14 protein-coding genes and 1 riboswitch are annotated in these 17,323 nt (G+C 38.8%); of the genes, 7 read left to right on the forward strand and 7 right to left on the reverse strand.

What is annotated here, in order from left to right; genetic code table 11:
* Positions 1-317: 317 nt before the first annotated feature.
* From AC3ANL_RS00320 to AC3ANL_RS00330, 3 genes are all read left to right on the forward strand, one after another.
* Positions 318-1,727: an N-acetylmuramoyl-L-alanine amidase family protein gene (locus AC3ANL_RS00320; RefSeq protein ID WP_488327303.1), complete on the forward strand. Its 1,410-nt coding sequence runs from the start codon at positions 318-320 to the stop codon at positions 1,725-1,727.
* A gap of 84 nt (positions 1,728-1,811) precedes the next feature.
* Positions 1,812-1,995, forward strand: a riboswitch (Lysine riboswitch).
* Positions 1,996-2,177: 182 nt separating this feature from the next.
* Positions 2,178-2,900: a cysteine hydrolase family protein gene (locus AC3ANL_RS00325; RefSeq protein ID WP_488327304.1), complete on the forward strand. Its 723-nt coding sequence runs from the start codon at positions 2,178-2,180 to the stop codon at positions 2,898-2,900.
* 17 nt (positions 2,901-2,917) lie between these two features.
* Positions 2,918-4,264: an APC family permease gene (locus AC3ANL_RS00330; RefSeq protein ID WP_488327305.1), complete on the forward strand. Its 1,347-nt coding sequence runs from the start codon at positions 2,918-2,920 to the stop codon at positions 4,262-4,264.
* A gap of 141 nt (positions 4,265-4,405) precedes the next feature.
* Here the strand turns inward: AC3ANL_RS00330 and AC3ANL_RS00335 are convergent, their stop codons facing one another.
* The 6 genes from AC3ANL_RS00335 to AC3ANL_RS00360 form a co-directional block, all read right to left on the reverse strand.
* On the reverse strand, positions 4,406-5,845 hold the full coding sequence (locus tag AC3ANL_RS00335) for a L,D-transpeptidase family protein (RefSeq protein ID WP_488327306.1): 1,440 nt from the start codon (positions 5,843-5,845) through the stop codon (positions 4,406-4,408).
* A gap of 300 nt (positions 5,846-6,145) precedes the next feature.
* A complete protein-coding gene (nspC, locus tag AC3ANL_RS00340; protein ID WP_488327307.1) occupies positions 6,146-7,273 on the reverse strand; it encodes a carboxynorspermidine decarboxylase in 1,128 nt (375 codons plus the stop codon).
* 1 nt (position 7,274) lies between these two features.
* A complete protein-coding gene (locus AC3ANL_RS00345; protein ID WP_488327308.1) occupies positions 7,275-8,513 on the reverse strand; it encodes a saccharopine dehydrogenase family protein in 1,239 nt (412 codons plus the stop codon).
* Positions 8,514-9,173: 660 nt separating this feature from the next.
* Positions 9,174-10,382, reverse strand: a complete 1,209-nt coding sequence (locus AC3ANL_RS00350) for a PP2C family protein-serine/threonine phosphatase (protein WP_488327309.1) — start codon at positions 10,380-10,382, stop codon at positions 9,174-9,176.
* On the reverse strand, positions 10,382-11,227 hold the full coding sequence (locus AC3ANL_RS00355) for an alpha/beta fold hydrolase (protein WP_488327310.1): 846 nt from the start codon (positions 11,225-11,227) through the stop codon (positions 10,382-10,384). Before AC3ANL_RS00355 ends, AC3ANL_RS00350 begins: the two co-directional genes overlap by 1 nt.
* Before the next feature lie 183 nt (positions 11,228-11,410).
* Entirely contained in the window at positions 11,411-11,950 is a 540-nt protein-coding gene (locus tag AC3ANL_RS00360; RefSeq protein WP_488327311.1) for a helix-turn-helix domain-containing protein, read from the reverse strand.
* A gap of 266 nt (positions 11,951-12,216) precedes the next feature.
* On the opposite strand from AC3ANL_RS00360, the gene AC3ANL_RS00365 reads away from it, so the two are divergent.
* From AC3ANL_RS00365 to AC3ANL_RS00375, 3 genes are read left to right on the forward strand one after another with little or no spacing between them, the layout of a single operon-like run.
* Complete coding sequence (locus AC3ANL_RS00365) at positions 12,217-12,861, forward strand: alpha/beta hydrolase (protein ID WP_488327312.1); 645 nt, start codon at positions 12,217-12,219, stop codon at positions 12,859-12,861.
* Between the two features lie 28 nt (positions 12,862-12,889).
* Positions 12,890-13,684 carry a dioxygenase family protein gene (locus AC3ANL_RS00370; RefSeq protein WP_488327313.1) on the forward strand — a complete coding sequence of 265 codons (795 nt, stop codon included), beginning with the start codon at positions 12,890-12,892 and terminating at the stop codon, positions 13,682-13,684.
* A gap of 55 nt (positions 13,685-13,739) precedes the next feature.
* The gene (locus AC3ANL_RS00375) at positions 13,740-14,147 is read left to right on the forward strand and encodes a DoxX family protein (protein WP_488327314.1); all 408 of its coding nucleotides are present in this window, start codon (positions 13,740-13,742) and stop codon (positions 14,145-14,147) included.
* 146 nt (positions 14,148-14,293) lie between these two features.
* Here AC3ANL_RS00375 and rluF read toward each other — a convergent pair whose 3' ends face one another.
* The gene (gene rluF, locus AC3ANL_RS00380; protein WP_488327315.1) at positions 14,294-15,001 is read right to left on the reverse strand and encodes a 23S rRNA pseudouridine(2604) synthase RluF; all 708 of its coding nucleotides are present in this window, start codon (positions 14,999-15,001) and stop codon (positions 14,294-14,296) included.
* A 284-nt stretch (positions 15,002-15,285) separates the two neighbouring features.
* On the opposite strand from rluF, the gene AC3ANL_RS00385 reads away from it, so the two are divergent.
* Positions 15,286-17,187 carry an APC family permease gene (locus tag AC3ANL_RS00385; RefSeq protein ID WP_488327316.1) on the forward strand — a complete coding sequence of 634 codons (1,902 nt, stop codon included), beginning with the start codon at positions 15,286-15,288 and terminating at the stop codon, positions 17,185-17,187.
* Positions 17,188-17,323 lie beyond the last annotated feature (136 nt).

Here is a 17,323-nt window from a genome sequence, read left to right on the forward strand (position 1 = left end):
CTATCTATTAATATTTTTGTCAATTAAAATACTATAATTATTTTAATTAAGTAATAGATATTGAGAGTTGTAGAAAGGGATACGTCTTCATTTTTAATAGGCATTTCAACTAATTTTAGTTATTAGCATAAACATTGGTTATATATTAAGTAATTGAGAATTCATGAGATAAATGAAAAATCTATTGGTTTACTATTGGTAGGATTTTTTGTATGACAGAGGTTTCTCTTCACTATTGTCATTTTTTAACTATTTTTTTCACTAGTGGTACAGTATTATAAAATTAGATTCATAGATTAGCTAGAAGGGATGAGGAAATGAAGTTATATAAGAAAATAGTTGCATCTGCTTTGGTGGGATTGGCCATGTTGCTTTTTGTGAAAATGCCTGTACATGCAGCAACAATATTGGGAACGGATGTAACCAATTATATTAGTTCGAGAAGTAACACAGTTTCAATCGGTGTTTATGATGCCAACACTGGTAAGACATATACATACAACCCTTCTAAAACCTACTATACTCAAAGTGTTGTGAAGATGTCGATGTTAGCAGATGTACTCTATCAAAATATACCAATCACAACCTATGAAAATTCATTGCTAACTAAAATGATAGAAAATAGTGATAACAGTGCTGCAAGTACGATATGGCGGCAGCTTGGCAGTGATCAAAGCGTGCAGGCCTTTTTTAGAAAAGTTGGTATGACCAGCACGATTGCAGGTACAGGCGGCTGGTGGGGACGAACCACCACAACGGTTTCGGACCAACTTACCATGATGAAACTCTTTGCCTATCCCAATACATTCTTAACGGATAAGCAGAGGGCATATGGTCTAAATCTTATGCGGAATGTAGTGTCGGATCAACGTTGGGGTACTAGTTATGGTATTCCTTCAGGGGTGAGTGTTGCATTAAAAAACGGCTGGGTCACTACTGGCAGTTATGTGAATAGTGTTGGGTACATAAATGGACAAGGTAAAAATTATGTTATTGCTGTTTTGACAACGAATAATAAATCCCTATCCTATGGTATTGAAACCATTAATAAAATATCAAGCATGGTTTGGAATGAAATCCCAGGAAATGGTTGGGTGTTTTCGAAGGGCAACTGGTATTTTTATACGGCAAGTGGGAAGTACACGGGGTGGCTTTACAATAATGGTCTCTGGTACTACCTAGATTCATCAGGAGTTATGAAAACGGGATGGATAAAGTCAGGCGGTTCATGGTACTACTTAACTAGTAATGGATCAATGAGGACAGGCTGGCTATATAATGGTGGTGCATGGTATTTCCTTGATCGCTCGGGAGCGATGAAAACAGGCTGGATCCAAGCTAACGGTAAATGGTATTACCTTCAAGCCAACGGAAAAATGAAAACGGGCTGGCTGCTTTCCGGCAGTAAGTGGTATTACCTCCAGTCTAATGGTGTAATGCGTAAGGGTTGGACTTTAGATAAAGGGCAATGGTATTACTTAGATCAATCAGGAGCAATGAAAACGGGCTGGCTTGAATTATCAGGAAAGAAATATTTCCTTTCGAGTAGTGGTGTGATGGTTACAGGCTGGGTGCAAATCAATGGTAACTGGTATTATTTCTATCAAGAAGGGGAAATGGCTGCCGATACTGTCATTCAAGGTTATAAAGTAGATCAAGACGGTGTATGGATTCAAACCGATAATGCTACTTCGGGGGATTCAGAAGCGGCTGGGATGACCCCGTAAGGCCATCCTGGTTATTAATCCCATTGACATTAAAATATTATTATTTTAGAATATACAAATAATTAAATAAACCTCACTTGAATCTAGTGAGGTAGAGGTGCGATCTTTATTAGTCCTTAGAGGAGCTTGAGAATGCTTTGATCCTAAGGAGAAGGAAATGTCGCCGAAGTGTGTAATCATTCTCGATGTTACATGCTGGGACTGCAGTGAATAATTGCAGTACTGTCTTAATAAACTCCCTGGTTTATTGAGTTGTGCTATCTCAAATGGGATAAGGGTGAGGACTTTAGAATCACTACAACGTTTTTCTGAGTTCATCTCAGATTTGGTTTGTAGTTTTTTTATTGCCAAAAAGGAGAGGAATAACATGCAGATTTATGTTATTTCTTTTTTTATTCTTTTTTAGCGGTTAAGGAATTGGAAGAAACTATCTATTTTCAGGAGGACAACATGATGGAAAAACAAAATTTACAAACTTTATACTATGAATTTGTACCAGCCGGTGAGGATAGAATTCAGCCGGATCCAAGTAAAACGGCTCTATTAATAGTGGACATGCAAAATCAATTTGTGAGCAAGGATTATGGTGATGCGGATGTAGCTAGAGAAAAAGGGATGTGGGATAAATGGGAATATTTTTATAATCGTTTAGAAAACATTGTAATCCCAAATAACCAAAAACTACTAGAGTTCTTCCGGAACAATCAATTAGAAGTCACCTTTGGTAGAATTGCCTGCCATCATAAAGATGGACGTGATAGATCTCCGGTTCAAAGAAGACCTGGCTGGAATAATATCCTGCTTCCAATTGGACATTATGGGGCAGAAATGATAGATGAACTGAAACCTTTAGAGGATGAAATTGTCGTTGAAAAAACAACAGATAGTGTTCTAAGTGGAACCAATTATGAATTTCTTCTTCGAAATATGGGAATTGAAACGGTAGTTTGTACAGGTGTTGTGACGGATCAATGTGTGGCATCGACTGTCAGAAGTTTAGCTGATGCTGGATTTGAAGTCATTCTAGTCGAGGATGCTTGCTGTGCAGCAACCCAACAATTACATGATGCAGAAATTATGATTATGAATCAAATTTATTGCGAGGTCATGAGTACAGAGGAAACAATTGAACTTATTAGCATGCAGCTGGAGAAAACACCACAGGAAGCCTAGTGAGAGGAAGTTATGAAATGAGTTTGAAAAATAATAGCGGAAACAATCCGCAGTTTAAGAGAGTACTAAGCTTATGGGACCTTGTGATTTATGGGATAGCTTTTATGACGCCCATTGCACCTGCGTATATTTATGGATATGCAGCCGTTTCTACGGGAGGAATGCTCCCATTAGCGTACTTAATCGCCATGGTTGCCATGATGTTTTCTGCTTATAGCTATGGACGAATGGCTGCAGCCTTTCCAGTTGCAGGTTCTACTTATTCTTATACACAGCGTTCGATCAATCCGCATCTCGGTTTTTTTGCGGGATGGGCCATGTTTATGGACTACGTTTTAGTACCATTGATTGTTTTCATGGTAGGTGCTTCCTATGCAAATGCCCTAGTTCCTGCTATCCCATATTGGGCATGGGTCCTAATCATTGCTGCTGTCATTACATTCATTAATATCCTGGGGATTGAAATGGCTGCAAAAACAAACAACATTCTTGTTCTCTTTATGGGTGTAGTCGTTGTCATTTTTGTGATATTCTGCATCAAGGCCATTGTAGGCGGTGAAGGAGCCAATACCCTTATTTCGATTAAACCCTTCTTTAATGGAGAAACGTTTACTACCTCTGCTATTATTGCAGGAGCTGCTATGGCATGCTTCTCATTTTTAGGGTTTGATAGTATTACTACTTTGTCTGAAGAGGCAATTAAACCTAAAGAAGATATTTGGAAGGCCGCTATTCTTTCTTGCCTTATCGGCGGTTTAATCTTTATTCTACAAGCATATGTTGCTCAGCTTGTTTGGCCGGATGTGACTTCCTTTAGTTCAGCAGATACAGCCCTTTTTGATATTGCCCATGCGGCTGGGGGGGCGGCACTAGCAACGATTTATACAATTGCTATTATCGTTTCTACCTTTACAGCAGGTATGACCGGGCAAGCAAGTGCTTCCCGTTTAATGTTTAGTATGGGCCGTGATGAAGTACTTCCGAAAAAGTTCTTTACCTATGTCCACCCTAAGTTTAAAACACCTATTCTTAATATTTTATTAATGTGTATCATTAGCGTGATCGGAGCACTTGCCCTTCCGATCTCCTTAGTAGCAGAGTTAATGAATTTTGGCGGATTAACAGGATTTATGTTTGTGAACCTTTCAGTTATTGTTTATTATTACTTCCGTAAAAAAGAGAAGAAGTTCATCCGCTACTTCTTAATACCAGCTTTAGGATTTCTGATCTGTTTTTATTTGTTCATCAATCTGTCCGCCTTAACTTTAAAAGTAGGCTTTGTCTGGCTGATCATTGGTTTTGTTTACGCATTTATCACGACAAAAGGATTTAAGAAAAACCCACCCGTTATGGAGGGACTGTAATTATAGAATTTGGTTTATGATCTATAAATGCAGATAAAACTGGTACGGTGAACTTTATCATAAGTTAATGATGTTTTTAAAAAGAAAAGGCGGCTCTTGTACTTCCTTGTCATTGTCGGGAAGCACGAGAAGCCGTCTTTTTTAATATATTACAACCGGTTCGTATGTGCTGAGATTGTCATACACGGTTTTCATTACAGTGGGTGGTGTATTGACGCAGCCGCCGGATCCAGCCCCAAGATAAGCAGTACTTGACCAGTTTTTTCGCCAGCCGGCATCGTGGAAACCTTGCCCGCTGTTCGTAAATGGCGCCCAATAATTAACTTCAACTTCATAAGACCCACTGCCTACGTGGGAGCCCCGGAGTGTGGATGGTGTCCGTTTATAAAGGATGTACCAGACTCCTTTTGATGTATCTTCACCGGTGCTATGCTTACCTGTCACGACATGCGTTGTGACAGCCAATTTGCCATTCTTGTAAATCCAGATACGCTGTTCAGCTATGGACACTTCCGCATACGTATCACCAATGCCGTGGTTCGCTGTCGTTTCATAACCGTAGCCTTCATTACTCCAGCCATGGCCGATAATATTCGAAGCAGAAATAGATTTGTCGCCTTTTTCAAAAGCTGCCTGAATCTGTGCTGTTTCTTTGTCCACATCTAGGGCCCAGCCATAACCTTGTCCTTTTACGGAAATAACTGAACCTGAATGGGTTTTAAAAGTGAAATTTTTATTTAAGGTAGATTGAGATTGATTAATTTCAGAAATCTTTTTCTTAATATCATCTGCATCAATCGTAATCTTTAAATCTTTTGCCACGGAGGCATTTTTAATTAATTCGCTGGCGTTTAACGTATAAACTTGATTCTGTACCTTATAATCAACGGTTTGTTGAAGGAACGCCTGCAGCTTGTTCCTTTCATCCTTTACAACCTGACTGTTTTCTTTGATTGGTTCGATGAAGACAGGATTCAGGTGGATTTCACTCGTATATTCCTGTTTTTCGTAGTCCCTTAAAAGACTGGCAACATCGTACTGCTCCCCGCTAATGCTTTTAGAGACGACAATTGATCCTTGTTTCAAAGAAACCTTCGCATCCTGGGGTGCTTTTAAACTCTTATTCAGGGATATAAGCTTTTCTTCAAGCTGTTTTTTCATTGTCTGGCTTCGATACTGATCAAGTTGGCTTGGCAGTAACGAGAAATTTTTTGCTTTTGCAGAAGGAAAGTAAGTCCGCTGGCTGCTTAATAGTTTTTTGACCCCTGGCAGATCTTTATCCGCAAATACCATCTTCGTATCTTTTCCATCGAAGATTAATTGTTCTCCGACATAGACTACGTTTTTTAATTCAATGGTTTTTAATGTTTTAAGTGCCTGATCAGCAGTCAGCCCACTGACTTTAATGCCATTAATCTTAATATTGGCGTTAAAGTGGGTCGCCTGATAATAACTGATTGCCGCAAATATGAGTGCAATAACAAGGATGATAGTTGTTGTGATAAACTTCCAGCTTGAAAATCGTTTAGATGGTTTTCTCCGATGTAAAGTAACTTCATCGACTTTTAATGTACTTTCCAAAAAGATTCCCCCTGCAACCTGGTGGTCTAGCTAATAATGTTCACCGGCATAAAACTGACGTAATTGCATTTCAATATTACAATTATATTACACTATTTTAAACTTATATTACTATTTTACAAGATGTAATGTTCGAACTGTGTCACAATTTGTAAATATATCCAACTTTTATCTCAGAGTTGATCTGTTTTCACAAAAAAATCCAGATTCTTGGGTTAGAATCTGGATTTTAAAAGATACTCCGTCTTTGTATCTTTTTTTCGAGACGGTTTTTCCGTTACAGATTTTCCTTTTACTCTGTTATGCTAATCTCATTTTGAAATCTTGATAGCCAAATTGCTGGACAATCTGACAATCTCCATTTTTATCTTGAACAGCAATGGCTGGTAAGGGCATGCCATTAAAAGTGGAATTTTTAACCATTGTATAGATCGCCATATCACCGAAAACTAATCGATCACCGCTCTTTAAGGATTGATCAAAAGAATAATCACCGATTACATCGCCTGTAAGGCAAGTTTGCCCGCCAAGTCGGTACGTAAATGGCTTCTCACCTGCTTCTCCAGAGCCCAAAAGAGGAGGACGATAAGGCATCTCTAACACGTCTGGCATATGACAGGTTGCCGAAGTGTCAAGGATAGCAATTTCCATTCCGTTTTGATGTAAATCAAGTACAGACGTAATCAAATATCCTGCATTGAGAGCAACTGCTTCTCCTGGTTCAAGATATACCTCTAAACCGTATTTATCTTGCATTCTCTTAATACACGCTTCTAATCGAGGGATATCATAATCTTCTCTAGTAATATGATGCCCGCCGCCAAAGTTAATCCATTCCATTTGCGAGAGGTATGGACCAAACTTTTCTTCTACTGCATTAAGAGTAGTTTCTAAATCGTCAGAGTTTTGTTGACAAAGTGTGTGGAAATGCAATCCTGACACCCCATCAAGCAAATCGGGACGAAAATGCTTGATGGTTACGCCAAATCGGGAGCCCGGTGAACAGGGATCATAGATGGCATGCCCAATTTGTGTAGAGCACTCAGGATTGATGCGCAACCCAACTTTCCTGCCAGCTTGAAGAGCTTTATCCTTAAATTTTTCCAACTGTGAGAAGGAATTAAAGATAATGTGATCGCAAATGGAAATAATTTCATCCATTTCATCTTCGCGATAGGCAGGGGCAAAGACATGATTCTCTTTGCCCATTTCTTCGTAACCTAGACGTGCCTCGTACAAGCCGCTTGCAGTTGTACCACTTAAATACTCTCCAATGAGAGGATACATTCTTGTCATTGAAAATGCTTTTTGTGCCAAAACAATCTTACAACCTGTACGGCTTATAACTCCGTTCAGGATTTTTAGGTTTTTTTCCAGAAGACCTTCATCGACTACATAACATGGGGTTGGTAATTCTTCAAATCTCATTTTAACGTACAAACTCCGGTTTAACGTCTTTCGCAGGCTCAGCATCGACAAGTTCTGGATCAAAAGATTCTTTCCATGGAAGTCCCCATTTGTTTAATGCTTCCATGAACGGATCTGGATCAAATTCCTCAATATTGAATACTCCTGGCTTATTCCATTTCCCAGTCATCAACATCATCGCACCAATCATCGCAGGAACGCCTGTTGTATAGGCTACTGCCTGTGAGCCGACTTCTTTATAGCATTCTTGGTGGTCACAAACATTATAAACATAATACGTTTTATCTTTTCCGTCTTTTTTACCTTGGAAGATACAGCCGATGTTTGTTTTTCCGACTGTGCGCGGTCCAAGGGAAGAAGGGTCTGGTAATACGGCTTTCAAAAACTGAAGTGGAATGATTTGTTTTCCTTCGAATTCAATTGGCTCAATCGAAGTCATGCCTACATTTTCAAGGGCCTTAAGGTGTGTAAGGTAGCTTTGGCCAAATGTCATGAAGAAACGGATCCGCTTAATCCCAGGAATATTTAAAGCAAGCGATTCAATTTCTTCGTGGTGCAGCAAATACATATCTTTCTCGCCAATTTCAGGGAAGTTATATGTGCGTTTGATTTCCATTGGCTCAGTCTCAATCCATTCCCCGTTTTCCCAGTAACTTCCTTTGGCAGAAACTTCACGGATGTTGATTTCAGGATTGAAGTTGGTTGCAAAAGGATAGCCATGATCGCCGGCATTACAGTCAAGAATATCGATATATTCAATTTCATCAAAATGATGTTTAAGGGCATGGGCAGAAAATACACTTGTTACACCAGGGTCAAAACCGCTGCCTAAAAGAGCTGTAATCCCCGCTTTTTCAAATCGTTCGCGATAATCCCACTGCCATTTATATTCAAATTTTGCCGTATCTTCTGGCTCATAGTTTGCTGTATCCATATAATTTGTTTTTGTTGCCAAACAAGCATCCATAATCGTTAAATCTTGATATGGTAAAGCCAAGTTCATCACGATATCTGGTTTTACTTCATTAATTAACGCAATTAATTCATCTACATTATCTGCATCAACTTGTGCAGTTGTAATTTTTGTTTTACCGCCATCTAATTTAGCTTTTAAATCATCACATTTTGATTTTGTACGACTTGCGATACAAATCTCTTCAAATACCTCACTGTTTTGTACACATTTGTGGATGGCAACAGAAGCAACGCCGCCAGCCCCGATAATAAGTGCTTTTCCCATTCTCTTATCTCCTAACTAAATAGATTTTTCAAGCAAAGAGGAATTCCATCACAACTTAATTAGATTAGGCTGCCTGTAGGAAAAAGATTATTGTCATAACCCCTCAAAAAATTTACACACAAAAAAAGCAAGTGCAAAACGCATACCTGCGCACAACACTTGCTTTAGATATAATCAATATTAAAAAATCAGTATCAATGACAAAAAGTCATATGCATACGTCCACCATAAAATACAAGGTCATTATGGCAGAAAGCTCTTTAATATTCAAGATATATCAAATAGGTTCAGAGTCTATATAGCAAATAATTACTTTTACCACTCTTATTGACCGTTTCACAAGTTGTGTGCTGATGCACTGGTTGTAAAGTAACCAACTTATAAAATTTGAGCTTTTAACTCAATCAATAAGGCAACTAAAGTTGCCAATCGGCATTTGACCCGGCTGTCCGTATGGCCTTAACTTCCTAAAAAAGAAGTGGTCAAAATTATCTGCTTGGAAAGACTCAAGATATATTGAATTAATCGCTTTCCAATAATGCTATTTTATATTATCAGTATATAAAAATAATAGCAATAGGGTAAATGAAAAAAATTTGATAAATTTACTTCAATTATCGTTTGATTTGACTGAAAGAAGAAAAGTCGGATAGAAGTGGATTATTTTAGGTCAACCAATATAAAGCATTTGTCGTCACTGATGTGATGGCCAATCTCTTCTTTATCCAGTGCCTGTATGATTTCTCCTTTTAATTCAGATAAGGATAAAGTCGGATTCTTCATTAATAATGGAGATAAATAGTTTGTACCAAGGGGGTCTACCCCATCAGTATAAAGGAGTAATCTATCTCCCTTGTTGTATGTAAAGGTGTTGATTTTATAAGACATCTCCCCAAATGTGCCTAGTGGAGGAGTGGTCGCAGATAATGATGATTGCTTTCCATTAGGACTTTGCCATAGTGCCGGGGGATGACCAGCGTTGATATAGTCAATTTCGCGTTTTTCCGTATCAATGGTGAGATAGATCGCTGTGCAATAATGCCAAGCTTCCTCATTGTTTTGAAACAACTCGTGAAGATGGTGATCTAATTCTTTCATCACATTTTTAACCGTAAAGCCTCTAGAGATTAACTTTTGGAATAAAGATTGAAGCGACATGGTAATAATTGCAGCCGAAATACCATGGCCCATTACATCAAGAATGATAATGCCATAACGGGATGGATCAATTTGATAAAACCCATAGATATCTCCTGATAATTCACAAGAGGCTTTATAGCACGCCTCGATTTGGATTTGTTCAGTAATAATCGGGTCCGTTAAGGATGTTTCTTGAATTTTTCTAGCTAACTCCAACTCTTTTTCCGTATCAATTTTGTACTTTTCATTTTGCTTGTACAGTTTAAGGAGTTCAGTTTGTTTGACCTCCAAGGTTCTAAGAGCAGTTTCTAAGTCTGCATTCGCTTTATTTTTGGCAAGTAAAGCAGCCTCTGCCTCTTTCTTGGCCATGAGCAGTTCAGTTTCATACTCACTTCTTTTGCTCATCGGAATAAGAATACAATCAATGACTGTTCCTTCCTCATCATTCCTTTGCTGCGCATTGATGAGCACGGGTAATTCATCTCCATTCCGGTTCGTAAGGGAGATATAAATTTCTTCTACGCGCTGTTGTTGCTTAATAAGCGGCACGAAGTAGAACTGATAAAAGAGACGGGCAGGGACAGAAAGGATGGCATTGATATGCTGCCCCCGCAATGCATCAAGGTCATATTCAAGTATAGTAAGTAATGTTTTGTTAATCGATATAATGGTGCCATCTTCTAACAGCGTCAGAAATCCACATGGTGCATAATCCAATTGGCGGTCCATTAAAGGTGGACACCTCTATCCTTCAGACATTCTTCAATAGAAAGGCCTGTCAGATAGTGATGAATTAACGTGATCGTCTCCTCAGGATGACTTAAATGCGGGCAATGTCCTGTTGCCTTCATTTTTTGCAGCGTACTATTAGGAATGTGCTGGTGGAGATATTCACCGACTTGAACAGGAGCGATAATATCATCAGAACATTGTAAAATAAGGGATGGGACTGTTACCTTTTGTAATTGCTCGCGGTTGTCTGCGAAAAAAGCAGCCTCGGCAAATTGGCGGGCGATAATTGGATCAGTTGAACAAAAACGATCCTGCATCACGTTTTGTATATCCGGTCGTTCTGGATTATTCGTAACCGAATATGCGAATACATTAGCCCACCCAATATAATTTTTATCCATCATATCCAATAATCCTAAAAGGTCTTCTTTTTCAAATCCTCCGAAGTATTGCGGCGGATCGTTTATATAGCAGGGAGAAGGTCCGAGCATAATAAGATGTGAGAAGTATTCCGGTTGTTTCAGTGACGCAAGCATACCAATCATACCGGCAACAGAGTGTCCAACGAAGACAGCGTCTTGTAAATCTAAGGCTGAACAAATATCAAGTACATCTTGTGCATACCCTTCCAAGGTACGATACCGATTGGAATCATACGCACGTAAATCTGAATTTCCCGACCCTACATAGTCAAAAAGAATGACTTGATAATCATCTTCGAAGGCTTCAGCAGCAAGGTTCCACACCGTTTGATCACAGCCAAAACCTGGCGCAAATATCATTGATCGTGTACCGGTGCCTCGAACCTTGACATTATTACGAAATAGAATATTTTGGTCCATCAAAGATCGATCTCCTTCCACGTAAGATACTCCTTTATAGTAACACTTTACACTATGAAAGACTTGTTTTTTCGACAAAATAGGTAGGTTTTACCATGGGGAAAATTTTGATATTTTAGAAAAAAAGAAGGACTCGTTCCCGAGGATGGTGACGAGTTCTTCTTAAATGAAGGAAAAGACCGTTTAGAAAATGTCGGTAAGTTCGGTATCAGAATAAACGGAGATTAGCACAACGGCCTTTCCTTCCCCAATGTTTTTAACAAAATGCGGAACGCTGGCATTCCAGCTAAAAGAATCCCCTTCTTCAATGATCATAGAGTCTTCACCTTGTTCGGCAAGGATTTTTCCCTCCAAAACTAAATGGCATTCTTCTCCTTCATGGGCATTTGCTTCGCCCATCGAAGTACCGGGAGGAAAGTCCACTATCATCATTCGTAATCCACCCTTGGAAGATAAATGCTCTATTTTTAAGTCGTTAAGAGTTGAGTAGGTCCTCTCAGACTTTCGAATAACTCGCATTTGCTGCTTCTTTTCTAACAATAAATAGGGTAATGGCACCCCAAGAAAGGTTGCAATAGTATGCAATGTGCTAATTGATGGAGAGGTATTATTGTTTTCAACATTGCTGATAAAACCTTTTGAAAGTCCAGTTCCCTCACACATTTGAGCAATGGTTATCTTTTTTCTATTCCGGATTGCGCGAATTTTTGAGCCTATATCCACATGAACCACCTCGATTGTTTCCTAATAAAAAACTTAATTTTATATTAGCAAAAAAAAAGTTGACAATCTAGCAGGAACTTGTTATCTTATAGATAATAATTATTCATATTAAAAAACAAATGGCGGTTTCTTTTTTTGATCACTTGTTTTCTTATATGAATATTTTATTTTTATTTGTTAAAAAATGAGTCCTTTTCATATAGATTTAAAATAAAGGCAACCTACTAGTAGGTATCGATTATTTTTAAAAGAAGGGATGAAGAATAATGAATTCACCTATGATTTATGAGCTTCGTCGGCCAACACATGTTGATCCAGATAAGACCTATCCCGCTCTTTTTGTGATGCATGGCATTGGCAGTAATGAACAAAACATGCTGTCATTGGTAAATGGCTTAGAAGACCAGTTTTTTATTTTCAGTATTCGTGGTCATTTGACACAGCCTCCTGGGTTTGCTTTCTTTACCATTCAAGGCTACGGAAAACCGCATCGTGAGGTATTTGATCAAGCGATTCAAAAACTTACCAGCTTTATTGATTATGCCTCGGAACAATATCCTTTAGATGTAAGTCAATTGTATTTACTCGGCTTTAGTCAAGGTGCGATTCTATCCATGACACTGGGGTTGACACTAGGTGACCGCATTAAAGGAATTGTTGCACTAAGTGGCTATATCCCTGAGTTTGTGAAGACAGAATATACTGTAAAACCGATCAAGCAAATGTCCTTATTTATTTCGCATGGTGACATGGACCAGGTCCTGCCATATGAGTGGGGAGTCGCCAATCATGAGTATTTTCAAGAATTAGGTGCACATGTAACATTCAAAACGTATCACGAAGGACATTCCGTATCATTGCAAAATCATGATGATTACAGGAAATGGCTGATGGATTCGTTGGATAAATGAAAAATAAAACCTTAGAGGAGATGAAAGCATGATTCCATCCTTATTTATCGCTCACGGCGCTCCATTACTGGCCATTGAAAATAATGAGTATACTCGGTTTTTAAATCAGTTAGGCACCACTTTGCCAAGACCAAAGGCGATTATCTTATTCTCAGCTCACTGGGAGTCAAATATGCAAAAAGTAAGCAATGTCGCTGATGAGTATAAAACGATTTATGATTTTGGGGGATTCCCGGAAGCCCTATATCAGATTCAATATCCGGCTAAAGGAAATAACGAAATAACGAAGGAAATTCAAGATTTATTTGAGAAACAAGGGATACCTTATGAGATTGATTCAACCCGCGGCTTGGATCATGGTGCTTGGGTTGTTCTTAGAATGATGTACCCAAATGCGGATGTTCCAGTTATAGCCATGTCGGTTAATCCTAATCTTTCACCTGTGGAACAGTACAATATTGGGAAATCTTTAGCGGGATTAAGGGAAAAGGATGTCTTAATTATTGGCAGTGGTGGAACAGTGCATAACCTTAGAGCAGTCAACTGGGGTAAAGATGGCACTGGGGAAATTGATGATTGGGCCCTTTCTTTTGATGAGTGGTTAGCCATTCGTTTAAAAACGTGGAATAAAGAAGAGCTTTTTAACTACCGAACTGTGGCAATGACGGCGGAGCTTGCTGTACCACAATATGGAACAGAACACTTCGTTCCCCTTTTCTATGCCATGGGCGCTGCTGATAATCAACAAACAGCTAACCTTTTACATCGCAGTTATCGATATGGAAACCTTAGCCACAGTGTTTGGCAATTTGGCGGAAAGTAAACGATATAGAAGAAAATAGAGATTAAACATAAAATGTTAATTTGGAGGAGAAACAATGAAAAATAAAAATGAAGTAAGTATATTGGTATTACGTGTAATCTTAGGAATTAGCTTTTTCATCCATGGGTTATCTAAATTCCAAGGTGGGATTGAAAACACGGTAGGCTGGTTTGACAGCATTGGCATACCTGGTGGAATGGCTTATGTAGTAGCAATTGTAGAAATGGTCGGTGGATTGGCAGTCTTGATTGGTTTAGGTACTAAAATTGTGTCTATTGTATTGTCGTTACTTATGATTGGAGCAATTGTTAAAGTGAAATTTGCTGTTGGCTTTTTAGGTAATGGCCAAATGGCTGGATATGAATTAGATTTAGCTTTCTTAGCGATGGCAGTGGTTATTGCGATTAATGGCAGTAAATTATTGGCAGTCGATCAAGTGATGTCTAATAAACAAGCGAATTAAAAGTGAAAACTATTAAGCAATTACATCCTGTTTTCACCAGTCGAAATGAACAGAAATAAAGAGAGGATAAGCAGAAACGGTTACGTTTTCTGCTTATCCTCTTTTTTTATGGAGATGAAGGTGAACTTAATGCTTTCTTACTTTTTTTACCATACTTTAGGTTCATAGTTCAGGTCAGTAAATAATTGTGTTTTTTCTTTTTTGCTTAAGTCACGCCACTGCCCTACCGGAAGGTTACCTAAATGGATATTCATGATTCGGGTGCGCTGCAGTCTGGCTACTTCATATCCAAGTGCGGCACACATGCGGCGAATTTGTCGATTTAGCCCTTGGGTTAAGATAATTTGAAATACATATTTAGAAACCTGTGTGACTTTACAAGGTAATGTTTTAGTATTTAAAATCTCTACCCCTGCTGCCATTTTCTTGAGAAACTCAGCGGTTATCGGCTTGTCAACGGTAACAATATATTCTTTTTCATGCTTATTTTCAGCCCGTAGAATTTCATTGACAATATCGCCATCATTCGTCAAAAGGATCAGGCCTTCCGAATCTTTATCCAAGCGGCCAATATGAAAAATCCGTAATGGATGATTGATGAAATCGACAATATTTCCTTTTATATGACGTTCCGTTGTGCTCGTAATTCCAACCGGTTTATTCAACGCAATATAAACATAGTTGCTTGTGACCCTAATAGGACTGCCATCAATCCGGACCTCATCCCCAGGTTCAACCTGGCTGCCAATCTGCGCAACCTTGCCATTAATCTGGACCCTGCCTTCACTAATCAATTTATCCGCCCCACGTCTAGAGGCTTTTCCCGACTCACTAATAAACTTATTAATCCGCATATAACCACAACCTTAAGTCGAATTGTCTGCTTAAGAATACCCCAAATATCAGTCCCTTTTCAAGCTGATAAACATGTGAATTAATTCACATGGTGCCTGACACCATTATTCCTGTTAACAGAGTAAATATATGCTTATTTGATAAGTGCTCAGCCGTTTAAAACTACATAAATAGTTCACAAAAAATGGAAGTAGGTGGGTTGTTTTTTTACCCTATAAAACTATAATGATTTTAAATTAGCTGAATTGATCGCTTACGGTAAAATGCGGAGGGAGTCTTTTATATGTTCCATTGGGTGAAGTGGCTTGAATGGGCATTAGGGATTTTTGCAGTGGCATCTATATGGTATTCAGTACATAATTTTAAAAGCGTAAAGAAAATGCTAGTCGGTCGTCCGATAAGGACGGCAGAATTACAGAGCCAGCATACAAAACTATATTGGTTTATTGCCCTTCCAATCCTTTCAGCAGATTTGTATTCATCTGTTTCCTACGGTCCGGAGTCAGGTTTAACTGAATTAGCATCACTCGGCTCCGATGCGAAATGGTTACTCCTTCCGATTACGCTGGTAACGATTCTTCTCTTAAGCATATTAATTTTATCCTATATCATGGGAATCTTAGCGTATCCAAATGGTGGCGGTGCTTATGCGATTGCTAAGGATAATTTTAACTCCAAATGGATTTCCCTCGTTGCTTCAAGTTCCTTATTGATTGATTACATCCTAACCGTCGCGGTATCAATTTCTGCTGCGATGGAGGTGTTAGTTTCTGCTTATCCGGCATTAGCGCCATTCGAAACGGTCCTAGCTATTCTTTGTGTCATGCTGCTTGTCCTTATAAACTTACGTGGAGTAGCGGAATCTGCGCGAATCCTAGCCTGGCCGACGATTGGATTTATGGTTTGTATGGGGCTTATCATTGCAATGGGATTTATTGATGGTTTTCAGTCCGGTTTTATCAAAGGCCGTACACCGGCAATTGGGACTATTCCAGAAGGCTTGTCTACTTTATTGCTTTTAAAGGCGTTTAGTTCGGCCTGCTCAGCCTTAACGGGAATTGAGACAATTTCCAATTCGGTTCCTGTCTTTCGTGAACCACAGCAAAAAAATGCGATTAAAACTTATATTGCCTTAGGGGGCATCACGGCGGTAACGTTGGTAGGCTATACGTTCCACGTATTTGTCAATGGAATCTCGGTGGACCCTCATAACACCATGCTTTCACAATTGACGGGGATTTATTTCGGAAAGGGCATCATGTATCAGGTCATTATCTGGTTTACCTTTATTGTCTTAATCTTAGCGGCAAACTCTACATTTAACGGCTTTTCTCAGCTTGGAGCCATCGTGGCAGCAGATGGATTTTTACCAAGAGCATTTTTAAATAGAGGAGACCGGCTGGGCTTTTCGAATGGAATTATTGTTTTAGCAGCCTGTTCAAGCTTACTAATTATTGGCTTTCATGCCCATACGAATGCCCTCATTCCTTTATATGCCATCGGAGTGTTTCTTTCCTTTAGTATCGCCCAATTTGGCTTGATTCGCAGATGGTTAAAAGTAAAAGGTCCCCACTGGCATTGGAAACTGGCTGTAAATGTGATTGGAGCAGTTATTACAACGGTTGTCGCCATTATTTTTTCTGTGACAAAATTCAGCGGCGGTGCTTGGATTGTTTTAGTGGTATTACCGATCTTTGTCCTCACGTCTTTAGCCATTCACAGACATTATGCAGATGTTGGAAGGGAATTGAAACTGGATCCTGGTACATTTCCTTTAAAAAAGGATGTATTATCGATTGTTCTGGTTTCAGGGGTACAACGGATTGTGAATAACACGTTATCTTTTGCAAAAAGTTTGAATGAGGATGTTATTGCCGTTTATATTGGCTTTGATGAGGAATCGATCCACACGATGGAGACAAACTGGGCTGAGTGGGGGACCCCGTGCCGATTGGTATGCCTAAAAAGCAAATATCGTTCCTTGATAGAACCTTTATCACGATTAATCCATATCATCGAAGACAAGCATAGCGAGAAAACGATCCATGTACTTATTCCCCAATTTATCCCAGTAAAGTGGTGGCATAATTTATTGCATAACCAGAGTGCCTTATTATTAAGAATTTGGTTTTTGCACCATAAAGATATTGCTATTACAATCGTGCCTTATCATTTAAAAAAATAGCTATGTCGAAAGAATTATAGTCTATTATTCTACTTTTCTAAAAAAATCCAAAAATATTACAGATTCCACTTCAAATTATGACAAAAAATTCAATTATGACATGTTACTGTAATAAAAACTACATAATTGAGGAGAA

The organism is Neobacillus sp. DHD-1R (assembly GCF_057747995.1).

Excerpts from the sequence above, each read along its gene's own strand:
- nspC (WP_488327307.1), bottom strand. The coding sequence starts at position 7,273 with ATGAGATTTGAAGAATTACCAACCCCATGTTATGTAGTCGATGAAGGT.
- AC3ANL_RS00330 (WP_488327305.1), top strand. The coding sequence starts at position 2,918 with ATGAGTTTGAAAAATAATAGCGGAAACAATCCGCAGTTTAAGAGAGTA.
- AC3ANL_RS00355 (WP_488327310.1), bottom strand. The coding sequence starts at position 11,227 with ATGGACCAAAATATTCTATTTCGTAATAATGTCAAGGTTCGAGGCACC.
- AC3ANL_RS00370 (WP_488327313.1), top strand. The coding sequence starts at position 12,890 with ATGATTCCATCCTTATTTATCGCTCACGGCGCTCCATTACTGGCCATT.
- AC3ANL_RS00325 (WP_488327304.1), top strand. The coding sequence starts at position 2,178 with ATGATGGAAAAACAAAATTTACAAACTTTATACTATGAATTTGTACCA.
- AC3ANL_RS00375 (WP_488327314.1), top strand. The coding sequence starts at position 13,740 with ATGAAAAATAAAAATGAAGTAAGTATATTGGTATTACGTGTAATCTTA.
- rluF (WP_488327315.1), bottom strand. The coding sequence starts at position 15,001 with ATGCGGATTAATAAGTTTATTAGTGAGTCGGGAAAAGCCTCTAGACGT.
- AC3ANL_RS00345 (WP_488327308.1), bottom strand. The coding sequence starts at position 8,513 with ATGGGAAAAGCACTTATTATCGGGGCTGGCGGCGTTGCTTCTGTTGCC.
- AC3ANL_RS00365 (WP_488327312.1), top strand. The coding sequence starts at position 12,217 with ATGAATTCACCTATGATTTATGAGCTTCGTCGGCCAACACATGTTGAT.
- AC3ANL_RS00350 (WP_488327309.1), bottom strand. The coding sequence starts at position 10,382 with ATGGACCGCCAATTGGATTATGCACCATGTGGATTTCTGACGCTGTTA.
- AC3ANL_RS00385 (WP_488327316.1), top strand. The coding sequence starts at position 15,286 with ATGTTCCATTGGGTGAAGTGGCTTGAATGGGCATTAGGGATTTTTGCA.
- AC3ANL_RS00320 (WP_488327303.1), top strand. The coding sequence starts at position 318 with ATGAAGTTATATAAGAAAATAGTTGCATCTGCTTTGGTGGGATTGGCC.